The 14,908-nt window shown below is 64.4% G+C and carries 14 protein-coding genes; 10 read left to right on the forward strand and 4 right to left on the reverse strand.

Annotation, left to right across the window (positions count from 1 at the left end; translation table 11 throughout):
- Positions 1-21: 21 nt before the first annotated feature.
- Together minC and metE are read right to left on the reverse strand one after the other, a co-directional pair.
- Positions 22-771 (reverse strand): septum site-determining protein MinC, encoded by a 750-nt coding sequence (gene minC / locus CBW50_RS04445; protein ID WP_086144441.1) that lies wholly within the window; start codon positions 769-771, stop codon positions 22-24.
- Positions 772-1,000: 229 nt separating this feature from the next.
- Positions 1,001-3,331, reverse strand: a complete 2,331-nt coding sequence (gene metE, locus CBW50_RS04450) for a 5-methyltetrahydropteroyltriglutamate--homocysteine S-methyltransferase (RefSeq protein ID WP_086144392.1) — start codon at positions 3,329-3,331, stop codon at positions 1,001-1,003.
- A 118-nt stretch (positions 3,332-3,449) separates the two neighbouring features.
- Between metE and CBW50_RS04455 the strand changes: the two genes are divergently transcribed.
- The 5 genes from CBW50_RS04455 to CBW50_RS04475 all read left to right on the forward strand — a co-directional run bounded on the left by CBW50_RS04455 (position 3,450) and on the right by CBW50_RS04475 (position 8,792).
- On the forward strand, positions 3,450-4,358 hold the full coding sequence (locus CBW50_RS04455; RefSeq protein WP_086144393.1) for a LysR family transcriptional regulator: 909 nt from the start codon (positions 3,450-3,452) through the stop codon (positions 4,356-4,358).
- 129 nt (positions 4,359-4,487) lie between these two features.
- Complete coding sequence (locus CBW50_RS04460; RefSeq protein WP_086144394.1) at positions 4,488-4,973, forward strand: phasin family protein; 486 nt, start codon at positions 4,488-4,490, stop codon at positions 4,971-4,973.
- A gap of 203 nt (positions 4,974-5,176) precedes the next feature.
- Positions 5,177-6,355: an acetyl-CoA C-acetyltransferase gene (locus CBW50_RS04465; protein ID WP_034783723.1), complete on the forward strand. Its 1,179-nt coding sequence runs from the start codon at positions 5,177-5,179 to the stop codon at positions 6,353-6,355.
- 141 nt (positions 6,356-6,496) lie between these two features.
- On the forward strand, positions 6,497-7,237 hold the full coding sequence (phbB, locus tag CBW50_RS04470) for an acetoacetyl-CoA reductase (protein ID WP_086144442.1): 741 nt from the start codon (positions 6,497-6,499) through the stop codon (positions 7,235-7,237).
- A 118-nt stretch (positions 7,238-7,355) separates the two neighbouring features.
- The gene (locus CBW50_RS04475) at positions 7,356-8,792 is read left to right on the forward strand and encodes a phage tail tape measure protein (protein ID WP_139842394.1); all 1,437 of its coding nucleotides are present in this window, start codon (positions 7,356-7,358) and stop codon (positions 8,790-8,792) included.
- Here CBW50_RS04475 and CBW50_RS04480 read toward each other — a convergent pair.
- The gene (locus tag CBW50_RS04480) at positions 8,729-9,349 is read right to left on the reverse strand and encodes a LysE family translocator (protein WP_226936140.1); all 621 of its coding nucleotides are present in this window, start codon (positions 9,347-9,349) and stop codon (positions 8,729-8,731) included. The two genes, CBW50_RS04475 and CBW50_RS04480, sit on opposite strands and share 64 nt — an antisense overlap.
- Positions 9,350-9,513: 164 nt before the next feature.
- On the opposite strand from CBW50_RS04480, the gene CBW50_RS04485 reads away from it, so the two are divergent.
- The 4 genes from CBW50_RS04485 to CBW50_RS04500 all read left to right on the forward strand — a co-directional run bounded on the left by CBW50_RS04485 (position 9,514) and on the right by CBW50_RS04500 (position 12,073).
- Complete coding sequence (locus tag CBW50_RS04485) at positions 9,514-9,996, forward strand: Lrp/AsnC family transcriptional regulator (protein WP_086144396.1); 483 nt, start codon at positions 9,514-9,516, stop codon at positions 9,994-9,996.
- Between the two features lie 82 nt (positions 9,997-10,078).
- A complete protein-coding gene (gene pip / locus CBW50_RS04490; protein ID WP_086144397.1) occupies positions 10,079-11,035 on the forward strand; it encodes a prolyl aminopeptidase in 957 nt (318 codons plus the stop codon).
- Between the two features lie 97 nt (positions 11,036-11,132).
- Entirely contained in the window at positions 11,133-11,573 is a 441-nt protein-coding gene (locus tag CBW50_RS04495) for a DUF2721 domain-containing protein (protein ID WP_086144398.1), read from the forward strand.
- Positions 11,574-11,617: 44 nt separating this feature from the next.
- On the forward strand, positions 11,618-12,073 hold the full coding sequence (locus CBW50_RS04500) for a hypothetical protein (protein ID WP_086144399.1): 456 nt from the start codon (positions 11,618-11,620) through the stop codon (positions 12,071-12,073).
- 1 nt (position 12,074) lies between these two features.
- Here the strand turns inward: CBW50_RS04500 and CBW50_RS04505 are convergent, their stop codons facing one another.
- On the reverse strand, positions 12,075-12,656 hold the full coding sequence (locus tag CBW50_RS04505; RefSeq protein WP_172404668.1) for an SRPBCC family protein: 582 nt from the start codon (positions 12,654-12,656) through the stop codon (positions 12,075-12,077).
- 161 nt (positions 12,657-12,817) lie between these two features.
- Between CBW50_RS04505 and CBW50_RS04510 the strand changes: the two genes are divergently transcribed.
- Complete coding sequence (locus CBW50_RS04510) at positions 12,818-14,863, forward strand: NADPH-dependent 2,4-dienoyl-CoA reductase (RefSeq protein ID WP_086144400.1); 2,046 nt, start codon at positions 12,818-12,820, stop codon at positions 14,861-14,863.
- Positions 14,864-14,908 lie beyond the last annotated feature (45 nt).

Below are 14,908 nucleotides of genomic sequence, written 5' to 3' on the forward strand. Positions count from 1 at the left end.
ATATCTCTTGAATTGTGCAGCTTAAGAGCGGTTCACGGGAGTGACCGGATTGACAGAGTGTATATCGATTCTGTCGCCGGCCAAACGAATTTGCGCGGGGCCGCGCGCCATTTCTGCAGGGAAACCATCTTCAAACGTGCGGTACACGCCGGCGATCGACACCAGTTCCGGTTCCATGGACAGCGCGAAGATGCGCGCCTGGGGATTGCCCGAGGCGCCGGCCAGCGCGCGGCCATACAGCGAGGAGTACACGTGGATGCTGCCGTCGGCGATGATTTCGGCGCCATTGTTGACGACGGCCGTGATGATCAGGTCGCAGCCGCGCGCATAAATGCGCTGGCCGGCCCGCACGGGCGTGTCGACCACCATCACTTGCGCTTCGGCGCCCGACTGGGCGGCCGCCGTCGCGGCATCCCTGGGGCCATCCTTGGGCGGCGCATCATCGCGCGTCTTGCCGCTGTCGAGGCTCAGGCCCTGCGCCAGGATGGCGTCATGCATCTCGGCCGGCGCATTGCGCACGGCCACGGCATTCAAACGGTATTTTTTCAGCAGCGCCACCAGGCCGGCCCAGTCGACTGGCGTGCTGCCGGGCGGCAAGTCAGCCACGTCCAGCACGGCCAGGTCGTCCTCGAAAAAGTCCGCCACGCCTCCCGTCATGTCGCGCAAGGCGGCATCGAGTGCCTGCGTATCGGCGCTGTGGACAATGGCGGAGACGGCGACGACGGTGGAAATCTTGATTTCGATAGGCTTCTGCGACGGGCTTTTGGACATAAACATTTATCAAAGTGAAACTGCGGCAGGCCAGTTGTTCCGTACGGCAACATTGGGGAGCAGTAAATTTCTTGCATTCTACTGCAAAAAAATCAGCGTCAGGGGCCTGAAGTGTGCTATTCCGCAGGGCAACAACGACTTCTTGTCAAAAAACAAGGGCGGCGCCCCGGAAAACCGTTGCGCCGCCCCGAACGCAGCCGCCCATGCGCCCTGACGGCGTTGTCCTGGATCAAGCCGCGCGCATCTGGCGCGCCGCCTCCACCATATTGCGCAAGGCAGCCTCCGTTTCCGCCCAGCCCCGCGTCTTCAAGCCGCAGTCCGGATTCACCCATAAATTGGCCGGGGGAATCACCGTACTGGCCTTTTGCAGCAATTTCACCATGTCGGCGGTCGCGGGGATGCGCGGCGAGTGGATGTCGTACACGCCGGGGCCGATCTCGTTCGGGTACTGGAAGGCGCCAAAGCCGGCCAGCAGCTGCATGTCCGAGCGGCTCGTCTCCAACGTGATGACGTCGGCATCCATGGCGGCGATCTGCGGCAGGATGTCGTTGAACTCGGCGTAGCACATGTGCGTGTGGATCTGCGTCGCGTCCTGCGCCACGCTGGCGGCGATGCGGAAGGCGCGCGTGGCCCAGGCCAGGTAGGCATCCCACTGGCCGCGGCGCAGCGGCAAGCCTTCGCGGATGGCCGGCTCGTCGATCTGGATGATGCCGATGCCGGCCGTTTCCAGGTCTTGCACTTCGTCGCGGATGGCCAGGGCGATCTGCAGCGCCGTCGTGGCGCGCGGCTGGTCGTCGCGCACGAACGACCATTGCAGGATGGTGACGGGGCCCGTCAGCATGCCCTTCATGGGTTTGTGCGTCAGGCTTTGCGCATGCACGGTCCATGCGACGGTCATGGCGGCCGGGCGCTGCACGTCGCCGTAGATGACGGGCGGCTTGACGCAGCGCGAGCCGTACGATTGCACCCAGCCGTGGCGGGTCGACACGCAGCCGTCGAGCTGTTCGCCGAAGTATTCGACCATGTCGTTGCGCTCCGCTTCGCCATGCACGAGCACGTCCAGGCCCAGCGCTTCCTGGCGCTCCACGGCATGGGCGATTTCCGCGCGCATCTGCCGTTGGTACTCGGCCGCCGGCAAGTCGCCCCGGTGATGGCTGGCGCGGGCGGCGCGGATGGCCGGCGTTTGCGGGAAGGAGCCGATGGTCGTCGTGGGGAAGTGGGGCAGCTGCAAACGCGCGTGCTGCACGGCCTGGCGCAGCGGGAAGCCGGAATCGCGGCGGTCGGCCGTGGGCGACAGCGCCTGCAGGCGCTGCGCGACCGGCGCCCGGTGGACGCGGGGGCTGGCGCGGCGTCCGGCGATGGCCCGGCGGGAAACGGCCAATGCGGCCAGCGCGGCGTCGTCGGGATGGCCGGCCAGCACATCCTTCAGCAGCGCAAGTTCCGCGAGTTTTTCCGTGGCGAACGCCAGCCAGCTCTTGATGTCGCCATCGAGGTCCGTTTCCGCCTCCAGGCTGAACGGCACATGCAGCAGCGAGCACGACGGCGCCAGCCACAGCTGGCCATTGCGCCTGGCCGCCAGCGGCCGCAGCACGGCCAGGGCCGCGTCGAGGTCGGTGCGCCAGATATTGCGGCCATCGACGATGCCGATCGACAAGACTTTATGCGCGGGCAGCCAGTCCGTGACGCTGATCAGTTCATGCGGCGCGCGGATGCCGTCCACGTGCAGGCCGGCCACGGGCAGGCGGCAGGTCAGGCTGAGGTTTTCTTCCAGCGGTGAAAAATACGTGGCCAGCAGGATATTGATACCCACCTGGTTCAGCTGCCAGTACGTGCTTTCGAAGGCGCTGCGCCACGCGTTGGGCAGGTCCAGGCCGAGGATGGGTTCGTCGAGCTGGACCCAGGCCACGCCCTGCCGCTTGAGGCGGTCGAGCAGGGCGCCGTAGACGGGCAGCAACTGTTCCAGCAGGGCCAGGCGGTGGAATTCCGACCCGCCCGCGGTCTTTTCCTTGCCCAGCCACAGGAAGGTGAGGGGGCCGATCAGGGCCGCCTTGACCTCGTGGCCCAGTGCCTGCGCCTCGGCCACTTCGTCGAACAGGCGTTCGCAGGCCAGCGAAAACCGCGTCAGCGGTGAAAATTCCGGCACCAGGTAATGGTAATTCGTGTCAAACCACTTGCTCATTTCCAGCGCGTGGCCGCTGGCGTCGTGTGCATGGCGGCCGTGGCAGCAGCCGGCGTGGTCCGCGTCGCTGCCGGCGCCGCGCGCCATCGTGAAATAGCGCGACAGCGGCGATTGCGCCGCGTCGAAGCCGAAACGGGCCGGTTCGCAGCCGAGCAGCTGGATATGGCTGGCCACCTGGTCGTAGAAGGCGAAGTCGCCCACGGTGACGCAGGCCAGGCCGGCGTCCCTTTGCTGCGCCCAGTGGCGCGCGCGCAATTGCTGGCCGACCGCTTCCAGGGCTGCCTCGGAGACGTCCCCGCGCCAGTGGCTTTCCAGTGCCGATTTCAGTTCACGCGCGGCGCCGATACGGGGAAAGCCAAGGATGTGGGTGCGAATGGTCATGATGTCATCGAGATTTAATGTGAATGCGCTAGAGTGTGCGGCAACTTGGTCTATAATCAAAACGAAACATTTTGCCGAATAACATGAAAATAATTCACGCACAGAGCCTGTTTCCCCGATGCTAGAAATCCGCCACCTGCGCACCCTGAGTGCCCTGCGTTCGTCCGGCAGCCTGGTGCGCGCCGCGCAACTGCTCAATCTGACCCAGTCGGCGCTGTCGCACCAGATCCGTTTGCTCGAAGAGCGCTATAACGCGCCCCTGTTCGAGCGCAAGTCGATGCCGATCGCGTTTACGGCCACCGGCAGCCGCCTGCTGGAGCTGGCCGACAAGCTGCTGCCCGAGATCGAGCTGGCCGAGCGCGACGTGGCGCGTTTGTCGCAGGGCGACAAGGGGCAGCTGCGCGTGGCGCTTGAATGCCATACGTGTTTCGACTGGCTCATGCCCGTGATGGATGCGTTCCGCCAGCGCTGGCCGGAAGTGGAAATCGACCTGGTGTCGGGCTTTCACAGCGAACCGGCGGACTTGCTGCGTTCGGGCGAGGCCGATCTCGTCATCGGCTCGCCGTACGGTCCCGATTTCACCGTGTTTCCCCTGTTCCGCTTTGAAATGCTGGTGGTGATGGCGCAAAAACACCGGCTGCAGGCGCAGCGCCGGCTTGTGGCGGCCGACTTTACGGGCGAGACTTTGATTACCTATCCGGTGCCGGAAGAGCGCATCGATTTGATCCGCGAAGTGCTGAAGCCGGCCGGCATCGCCTTTGAACGGCGCACGGCCGAACTGACGGTGGCCGTGCTGCAGCTGGTGGCGAGCCGGCGCGGCATCGCCGCCTTGCCGAACTGGGCCATCAAGAATTACGTCGACTACGATTATGTGGTGGCGCGCCCCGTCGGCGAGCACGGCCTGTGGAGCGACCTGTACGTGTCCGTGCCCGAGCCGTTGCGGGACAAGGCCTATGTGCGCGACTTCGTCAGCGTGATACGGGAACAGTGCGCTGCTACGCTGGACGGTATCAAGTTGTTGTCCTGATCAACGTTGAGTTGGAAACAAACCAACAGCAAAGCTTGATAAATATCAAGGTTCAGCAATGAACCACCGCTTACAGTTGAGTACTGTGCGGCGCAACATGGCGCCGCCTACTCTTTGGGGAGGAACGACATGTTTTCATTTTCCGAGCAATGGGCACTGGCCGGCAAGGCCGTGGCGGAAGCACAATTGATCGCGGCGCAAGCGTATGCCCGGGCCGCCGTCGACAGCGGTGCCAGCGTACTGGACTTGCAGATCGATGCGGCGCGCACGGCGCTGGCTGCCGCTACGGTAGCGGGCAATCAGCTGTTGTCCGTGAAGGACCCGCAAGCGCTGCTGCAACTGTCGCGCGCGCAGTCGCAGCTGGCCATCGAACGCATCGGTGCATATGGCCGCCAGGCAAAGGATGTTGCTCAGGAAACCCAGGAGAAATTCGATACGGTGACAAAGGGTGAGTTTGCTGCATCGCGTCAAAAATTTGGCGAGCTGTTGCAGGTGGTAAAGCAAACACCCGTACCCCTGATTATTCCCTTCAATAATTTTCTAAAAACCACTTTCGGCGGCGCCGATGAAGGGTATGATAAAAATAAAAACACGCGCCCTGCACGCCGGGCGTAAGCGTATTGCAGCCCGGCAGCGGCTATCCGCCGCGCCAGGCCGCCCGCCGCCACCGCAAGCAGGCTGACGCCGCCGCCTGCGGTGTGGCGCTGGAACTGCGGCGCATGCCGCGCTAGAATGAAACACAGCCCGTCTTCCCGGATTCACTGGATTCTATTCGTACCTTGACCTTGGCCCTCGTGGCCTGCATATCGGAGAAATAAATGGATGATGTCGTAATCGTGGCCGCCGGCCGTACCGCAGTCGGCAAATTCGGTGGCAGTCTGGCCAAGATTCCTGCGTCCGAACTGGGCGCGCACGTAATCAAGGGCTTGCTGGCACAAACCGGCATCGACCCCAACCTGATCGGCGAAGCCATCCTGGGCCAGGTGCTGACGGCCGCCGTCGGCCAGAACGCCGCGCGCCAGGCCGTCATCAAGGCCGGCTTGCCGAGCAGCATACCCGCCTTCACCATCAACAAGGTGTGCGGCAGCGGCCTGAAGGCCACGCACCTGGCGGCGCAGGCGATCAAGTGCGGCGACGCCAACATCATCATCGCCGGCGGCCAGGAAAACATGAGCGCTTCGCCGCACGCGATGAACGGTTCGCGCGACGGCTTCCGCATGGGCGACTTCAAGATGATCGACACCATGATCGTCGACGGCCTGTGGGACGTGTACAACCAGTACCACATGGGCATCACGGCGGAAAACGTCGCCAAGAAATACGAAGTGACGCGCGCCGAGCAGGATGAATTCGCGCTGCAGTCGCAGCTGAAGGCGGAAGCGGCGCAAAAAGCGGGCAAGTTCAAGGATGAAATCCTGCCGCTGGAAATCGCCAACAAAAAAGGCACGGTCGTCTTCGACAGCGACGAATATATCAAGCCCGGTTCGACCCTGGAATCGCTGGCCGGCCTGCGTCCCGCGTTCGCCAAGGACGGCACCGTCACGGCCGGCAATGCCTCGGGCCTGAACGACGGCGCCGCCGCCGTCATCATGATGTCCGCCTCGCAAGCGAAGGAACTGGGCTTGAAGCCGCTGGCGCGCATCAAGGCCTACGCCTCGTCGGGCCTGGACCCTGCCGTCATGGGCATGGGCCCCGTTTCGGCCTCGCGTCTGTGCCTGAAGAAGGCCGGCTGGACGCATGAAGAACTGGACTTGATGGAGATCAATGAAGCGTTTGCGGCGCAGGCGATCGCCGTCAACAAGGAAATGGGCTGGGATACCAGCAAGATCAACGTGAACGGCGGCGCGATTGCCATCGGCCACCCGATCGGCGCCTCGGGCGCGCGCATCCTGGTCACCCTGATCCACGAAATGATACGCCGCGACGCCAAGAAAGGCCTGGCCGCATTGTGCATCGGCGGCGGCATGGGCGTCGCTTTAGCGATCGAGCGGGATTAAGCGCTAGCACGAACCCAGGCTGTTGCGCGTACCGCGCGGCGGCCTGGTTCGATGCGGTACGCCGCCGTCATGCGGCGTTTTTGGATTGTTTTATCTAAATAATTAACTTTTTAGCAACAATACGACACTGAGGGGATGAAAATGGCAAGAGTTGCATTGGTAACTGGTGGCATGGGCGGTCTGGGCGAAGCGGTGTGTTTCAAGCTGGCGGCGCTTGGCTATCGCGTGGTGACGACCTATTCCCCGGGCAATCCGAAGGTCGCTGACTGGCTGGCGACGACCAAGGACATGGGCTATGACTTCAAGGCCTATCCTTGCGACGTGGCCGACTACGATTCGGCCGCCGCCTGCGTGGCGGCCGTGGAAAAGGATATCGGTCCCGTCGACGTGCTGGTGAATAACGCCGGCATCACGCGCGACATGACGTTCAAGAAGATGGACAAGACCAACTGGGACGCCGTGATGAGCACCAACCTCGATTCCGTCTTCAACATGACCAAGCCCGTCTGCGACGGCATGGTGGAGCGCGGCTGGGGCCGCATCATCAATATCTCGTCCGTGAACGGCCAGAAGGGCGCGTTCGGCCAGACCAACTATTCGGCCGCGAAAGCGGGCATGCACGGCTTCACCAAGTCGCTGGCGCTGGAAGTGGCGCGCAAGAACGTCACCGTCAACACCATCTCGCCCGGCTACATCGGCACCAAGATGGTCATGGCGATTCCGCAGGAAGTGCTCGACAGCAAAATCATCCCGCAAATTCCGATGGCGCGCCTGGGCAAGCCGGAAGAAGTGGCCGGCCTGGTGGCCTACCTGGCTTCCGACGAGGCAGCGTTCGTCACGGGCGCCAACATCTCGATCAACGGCGGCCAGCACATGTCGTAAGCGGTATTGCGGTAAAGCAAAAAGACAGCTGCGGCTGTCTTTTTTTATGCTTGCCAGCAAAACAAGGAGATCGCCGGATTTGCCTTAGAATCATTATTTCTTTACTGCATCATCCGCCATGACCCTTGTTCCCGCCTTGCGCCGCGCCAGCGTGCTTGCCTTCCTTTTCCTGGGCGCCAGCGCGGCCCAGGCCAGCGTCGCGTTCCACGTCACGGTGACTACCGAGCGCGTCAACAAGCCCGGCGTGAAAACCAGCCTGCCCGCGCGCGAAACGCAGGACAGCGATGTGGTGCTGGGCGAACATTTCATTAGCGTCCGCGACGGCCACACCTTGTCCGTGCTCGATTTTGCCACGCGCCGCCGCTACATGATCGATACGGCGGCGTCCACCTACGACACGTATTCGCTGTTCGACGTGGCGGGTTCGCGCGCCGCTGAGCTGGGCCACCGGCAAGGGATCGCCGGCATGTTGAAGGTGAGCGGCCTTGAGCAGCACGCAACGCCGCCCGTGTATGAGGAGCAAGCTTTGTCGGTGCTGGACAACAAGCGGCGTGGACCCTTGCTGCCACAAGTGCTCGACGGCGCCGTACTGTGGTCGCTCGACGGGCAGCCCCTGCTGCGCCTGGAGATTGCTGGAAGCCCCGTCAGCGGCGACGAGGCAGACGCGTTTGCCCAGTGGTTGCGCTACACCTGGGGCGGCCACCCGGCAGTGCTGAAGATGCTGGCCGACGGCAAGCGCATACCCGCCGCATTCACCTTGCATCATCAGCAGATTGCCGGCAAAGTCGCGCGCCATTTCCGCATCAGCGCCATGACGGCGGGCGCACCGGCCACCTATGCCTTGTCCGCGTACCGGCCCCGCCCGCTGGCGGCCGATGCGCCCGTACTCGAACGCGTACTGGCGCAGGCGGCGCTGCTGCCGCCGCTGGAACCCGGGGCGCATCCGGCGCTGCGGGCCGAAGCGGAAAAGCTGTTTGCCGCAGACCAGCCCTTCGAGGCTTTCTTGACCATGCTGGAAGACCATTTTTCCACGGGGGCGCTGGTGGAAAAGCTCACGCCGCAGCAGCAGCTGGCCATGCAGGCGTGCCAGCCCATCCATGACTTGACGCGGGCACTGCTGGCCAAGGACAAGGAAGGCATGCAGGCCGCGCTGGCCACCGTGCAGGGTTTGCGCCAGCAATATGGACTGGCCCAGCCCGTGCTGGCTTTGTTCGAGGGAACTCTGCGCGCCAGGCTGGGGCAACGGCAGGCAGCGATGGCCTTGTATCTGCAAGTACTGCAGGCCAGGCCGCAGATGGCAGCCGCGTACCAGGACCTGGGCGACGCGCTCTACGCGCAATTCGATGCGCCGAACGCCTGGCGCAGCTGGGATGCGGGCCGGGCGCTGGCGCCCGGCTTGCGGCAATTTCGCAAAGTTAACGACCTGGAGCGGGACTTGCTGCGGGATTACCCCGCTTTTTTTGACGGCGGGGCGCCGCTGCCGCTGAAGGATCAGCCCAGCACCAGCCGTCCCGCCAGCAGCACGAAGACGGTCGGCAGCACGAACTTGCCGTAAGGCGAGGGCTTGCCGCGCAGGCGGCGCGCCAGGCGCGCGGCCAGCACGGCGTACAGGGCGTCGAACAGCAGGCCCACCAGCACCAGGATGGCGCCCAGGCGCAGGTATTGCAGGCCGACGCCGTCGCTGCCGGCGACGAATTGCGGCAGGAACATGCTGCAAAACAGCAAGGCTTTCGGATTGAGCAGATTCGTCAGGAAACCGCGCACGAGGCTGGCGCCGGCGCCGTGCGCCGTGGCGGGCGCGGCATCTTCCCGCGCCGTGCTGTTCGACAGGGCCGACTGCAGCAGGCGCAGCGCCAGGTACAGCAGGTAGGCGGCGCCCGCCCATTTCACCCATTGCAGGGCTTGCGGATGCGTCACCATCAGCGCCGCCAGGCCCGCGCCCGACAGTGCCACATGCACGGCGCGCGCGCCGGCGATGCCCAGCGCCGTCACCAGCGCCGTGGCCACGCCGCGCGCGGCGCCCGTCGCCAGCACCAGCGCCATGTCGGGGCCCGGCAATAAAAAGGCGCCGGCCAGTGCCAGCAGGTACATCAGGAAGGTAGAATCGGACATGGCGCGGCTTGGTCACAGGCAAAAGTAAGGGCGGGAGCAACGGCAGCTTGCCGCCTGCTCGCCGGACTCCATTATCTTCTTGCTGTGATGAAATGTGCTTGCTTTTCCTGCCCGCCATGCCCTAGTATTCGGGTAGATTCCACTCCCGCAGCGATAATAATTAGATGAAAATTTCAGAAGTTAGCCTTGACGCCACCGATTTGCAGATTCTGCGCCTGTTGCAGGATGAAGGACGGCTGTCCAACGCGCGCCTGGCCGAGCGCTTGAAACTGAGCGAAACGCCCGTCTGGCGCCGCCTGCGCCGCCTGGAAGACGAGGGTTTTATTACCGGCTACCAGGCTTTGCTCAACCGCAAGAAGCTGGGCATCGGCCTGGTGGCGTTCGTGCGCGTGGTGTTTGCCAACCATGGCGGCGAGCAGCCGTCGCAGTTCGAGCAAGCCATCGCGACGATACCCGAGATCTTGTCCTGCCACAATGTGGCGGGCGAAGCCGATTATTTCCTGCAAGTGGTGGCGCGCGACCTGGAAGCGTACGGCGAATTCGTCTCGACCGTGCTGCGCCGCCTGCCGGGCGTGGCGGAAATCCAGTCCAGCCTGTCCATGCGCGAAATCAAGTCGTCGAACCGCCTGCCCTTGCCGCTGGCCTGAGCCACCGGGGCCGCACTATAATTGGACCGGTTGCCAGCAATTGTGCCTGGCAGCCTGACCGCCATTCCAAGGACCGCTCGCCATGCCCGATTCCCTCACTCCCCTGTTCCCCGTCCTGTCGCCGAACCGGCACGGCATGCTGGCCGTCGATGACGTGCACACCATTTACTGGGAAGAGTGCGGCAACCCCGACGGCATCCCCGTGCTGTTCCTGCATGGCGGCCCCGGTGCGGGCCTGTCGCCGCAGCACCGCCGCTTTTTCGACCCGCAGCGCTACCGCGTGATCCTGTTCGACCAGCGCGGCGCCGGCAAGTCCACGCCGCTGGGCGAGTGGCGCAACAATACGACGCAGCTGCTGATCGACGACATCGAAACGCTGCGCGCCCGGTTCGGCATCGCGCAATGGCTGGTGTTTGGCGGTTCCTGGGGCTCGACCCTGGCGCTGGCCTACGGCCAGGCGCATCCGGAGGCTTGCCTCGGTTTCGTGCTGCGCGGCATTTTCCTGTGCACGCAGGCGGAAATCGACTGGTTCATCGACGGCGTGCGCTGGTTTTATCCGGACCTGTATGAGGAATTCGCCGCGCCCATACCGCTCGAGGAACGGGGCGACCTGCTGGCGGCCTACGTGAAACGCATCCTCAGCAGCGATCCGGACGTGTACTGGCCGGCCGCGCGGGCCTGGAGCCGCTTCGAAGGGCGGCGCGTGTATCTGCTGCCGCAAGCGGAAGATGCGCCGAACGACGCGCTGGACCTGGGCGTGGGCCGGCTCGAATCGCATTACATGGCCAACCTGGGTTTCATGGAAGAAGACCAGCTGATCCGCGACATGGGCCGCATCGCGCATTTACCGGCCGTCATCGTGCAGGGCCGCTACGACGCCATCTGCCCGCCGCTGTCGGCCTACCGCCTGCACCAGGCCTGGCCCGGTTCCCAGCTGGAAATGATTCCGGATGCCGGCCATGGCGCCCTGGAGCATGGCATCGCCTCGGCGCTGGTGCGCGCCACCGGGCGTTTCGCGCCGGGGCGCGGCTTCGCATGAGGCCGCAAAGCGCCCGGCCGGCGCGCGCCACCTGCTACACTATGGCCTGTACAGGCGCCACGGTCGGGCGCCGGTGTGAACCCACGACTTTTTATCCATGAACATACAGATCGGCGACATCGGCCATATCATCCAGCTGGCCATCGCGCCGGTTTTTCTGTTGACCGGCATCGGCACCATGCTGGTGGTGCTGACCAACCGCCTGGGCCGCATCATCGACCGCACGCGCGTGCTGGAAGACCGGCTCGACATCGGCTACAACGATTTTTATATGGATGAGCTGGATACGCTCTATAAGCGTACCCATCTGATCAATTATTCGATTTCCCTCAGCACGGCGTGCGGTTTCTTCGTCTGCGTCATCATCGCCATGCTGTTTTTGGGCGATATTCTGAACCTGACCCTGGACAAATACATCGCCGCCTTCTTCGTGCTGGCCGTGGTTTGCCTGATCGGCTGTTTTATTTATTTACTGCGCGAAATTTACCTGGCCGCCAGGGCCCAGCGCATCCGGCGCCATATCCGTCCGCCCCGTTAAGCGGCCGCGCCGGTTTTACCCTACTATTGAAGAACGAGTCCCGTATGCACGATTACAAACGCCCCCCCACCCTGCACCGCTACGGCCAGCGCAGCGAACTCGAACTGGCGCTGAGCCAGGGCCAGTTCCGCCTGACGCCGGCGGGCAATTGTTTGACCCTCAGCTTTTCGCAGGTATGGGACAAGAAACTGTTCGATTTGTTCGCCCCGGCCGACGCTTGTTTGATCATCCACAATACGGAAGAATTCGGCGAACGCCTGCACCGCGCCGTGCAGCGCACCTTGCCCAGCTGGGCCGGCATTGACGGCATCGTCGAATACGGCCAGCGCGCCGCCCTGGGCGCCGCCTTCACCAAGACGCGCGCCGAAGCCCTGGAACAGGAATGGCTGTTCGCCTGGCGCTCGATGCAGCCGCAGGCCAGCCTCAACCCTGTCACCGTGAAGCTGGGCAGCCTGGAAAACTTCGCGGAAATCCGCGACCGCGACACCTATCTGGCTTGATTTATCCGGATTTATCGGCGTGCTGGCTGTCGATGCGGGTGAGCACGGCCGCCATCATGCGCTCGATATCGCCGCGTATCATGGTCGTGCCCAGCATGCCGGGCACATAGAAGCCCGGCATCAGCCGGCTGGAAAAGACGATGCGCGTGCCGCCCGTCTCGGGCACCGGATACAGATTCCAGCGCGATTCGTAGTGCCGCATGTCGCCCGAAATGAGGGCGATGTCGATGGCCGTGAACGGCGTTTCCGTGGCCCGCACCACCAGGTGGATGCCGTGGTTCATGAACAGGAAGCGGGCCACGCCCTGCTGCTCGATGATCACTTCATTGCCGTTGCGCGACAGCACGCGGCAGGAACTGAGGTCGGGCACGAATTCGCTCATGCGCTCGTAGGTGGTCAGGGTCTTCCACACGGAGGCCGGCGGCGCCAGCACGCTGCCGCTGGCATCGACTTCATACATGCGCTGCCCGTCGACCTCGATGCGCTTGACGTCGACCTTCAGCCGCTCCAGGCGTGGCGCCTGCGCCAGTGCGCTAGCGGGGACGGCGCACAGCAGCAGCAGGCAGAGGAAGAGTCGCTTCATGCTACCTAGCCTACGGGAAAGTACCGCCCGGCACAAGCTGCGCGTGCCGCCCGCGGCGGCGCCGGCGTGGTTTTAGAACTCCCGGTCTAGAGAAAGTCGCTGCGGTGATCGTCAATGCTTGTTACCGTACGGCCTGCTGACCTATCTCTATCGGACCGACCATGACTGCCTATCCCCATCTGCTGGCCCCGCTCGACCTGGGCTTCACCACCTTGCGCAACCGCGTCATCATGGGTTCCATGCACACGGGCCTGGAAGACCGTTTTTATCATTATGGCAAGCTCGCCGCGTTTTACCGCGAACGGGCGCGCGGCGGCGTGGGGCTGATCGTCACGGGCGGCATCTCGCCGAACCGGCAAGGCTGGCTGCTGCCGTTCGGCGGCACCTTGAATTTCCTCGGCGACGTGCCGAACCACCGCAAGGTGACGCGCGCCGTGCACGAGGAGGGCGGCAAGATCGTCATGCAGATCCTGCATGCGGGCCGCTATGGCTACCAGCCCTTCGTCGTCTCGGCATCGGCAAAAAAGTCGCCGATTTCGCCGTTCCGCCCCCGTCCCCTGACGGAACGGGGCATCGAGCGCACCATCTGCGACTACGTGCGCTGCGCGCGCCTGGCGCAAAAGGCCGGCTATGACGGCATCGAAGTGATGGGCAGCGAGGGCTATCTGCTGAACCAGTTCCTGTGCGCGCGCACGAATCTGCGCCAGGACCGCTGGGGCGGCACGATCGGGAACCGCATGCGCCTGCCCGTGGAGATCGTGCGCCGCATCCGCGCCGCCGTCGGCCCCAATTTCATCATCATGTACCGCCATTCGCTGCTCGACCTGGTCGAGGGCGGCAATAGCTGGGACGACGTGGTGACGGTGGCCAAGGCGCTGGAGCAGGCCGGCGTAAGCATTCTCAATACGGGCTTCGGCTGGCATGAGGCAAGAGTCCCCACCATCGTCACCTCGGTGCCGCGCGCCGCGTTTGCCTCCGTGGCGGGCCGGCTGCGCCGCGAAGTGACCATTCCCGTGGTGGCGTCGAACCGCATCAACATGCCGCACGAGGCCAACGCCATCCTGGAACGGGGCGACTGCGACCTGGTGTCGATGGCGCGCCCCTTCCTGGCCGACCCTGACTTTGTCGCCAAGGCCGCTTCGGGCCGCGCCGACGAGATCAACACCTGCATCGGCTGCAACCAGGCCTGCCTCGACCACACCTTTGCCAACAAGCGCGCCAGCTGCCTCGTCAACCCGCGCGCCTGCCATGAAACGGAACTCGTCTACGCGAAAAAGGCCGTGCCGCGCCGGGTGGCCGTCGTCGGCGCCGGTCCCGCCGGCCTGTCGGCCGCCACCGTGGCCGATGAATGCGGGCACGAGGTAACCCTGTTCGACAGCAGCGACAGCGTGGGCGGCCAGTTCAAGGTGGCCATGCAGATACCGGGCAAGGAAGAATTCACGGAAACCATCCGCTATTTTGCGCGCCGCATCGCCTTGTCGAAGATCAAGCTGCGCCTGGGCCAGCGCGTCACGCGCGAGCAGTTGCTGGCCGGCGGCTATGACGACGTCATCATCGCCACCGGCATCAAGGTGCGCCTGCCCGCCATTCCCGGCATCGACCACCCGAAAGTGCTGTCCTACCTGGACGTGCTGCAAAGCAAGAAGCCTGTCGGGGCGCGCGTGGCCATCATCGGCGCGGGGGGCATCGGCTTCGATGTGGGCGAGTATCTGCTGCACGACCCGGCGCACCCGCTGCCCCAGCCAGTCGCCACGTGGGCCGGCGAGTGGGGCGTGGACCTGGATGCGGCCAGCGGCGGCGGACTGGTGCCGCCCGTCGCGTCCACCCCCGTGCGGCAAATCTTCCTGTTGCAGCGCAAGACGTCGAAAGTGGGCGCGGGCCTGGGCAAGACCTCGGGCTGGGTGCACCGCGCGGCGCTGGCCCGCAACGGCGTGGCCATGCTGGCCGGCGTCACCTACGACAAGATCGACGGGCAGGGCTTGCACATCACCGTGGGCGGCGAGCAGCGCCTGCTGGCGGTCGATAACGTGGTCATCTGCGCCGGCCAGGACAGCCTGACGGAACTCATGCCGCCAGTCGGCAAGGACGGCAAGCCGCTTGCGTCGGGCGGCCCCCGCTTCCATAAAATCGGCGGCGCCGCGCTGGCGGCGGAGCTCGACGCCAAGCGGGCGATACGCGAAGGGGCGGAGCTGGCCGCGAGTTTATAAATCGAAGGCCGGGGTCAGACGGGGACGCCGAGTCCCGCCGGGTCT

It is taken from the genome of Janthinobacterium sp. GW458P (assembly GCF_002127585.1).
Lineage (GTDB): Bacteria > Pseudomonadota > Gammaproteobacteria > Burkholderiales > Burkholderiaceae_D > Janthinobacterium.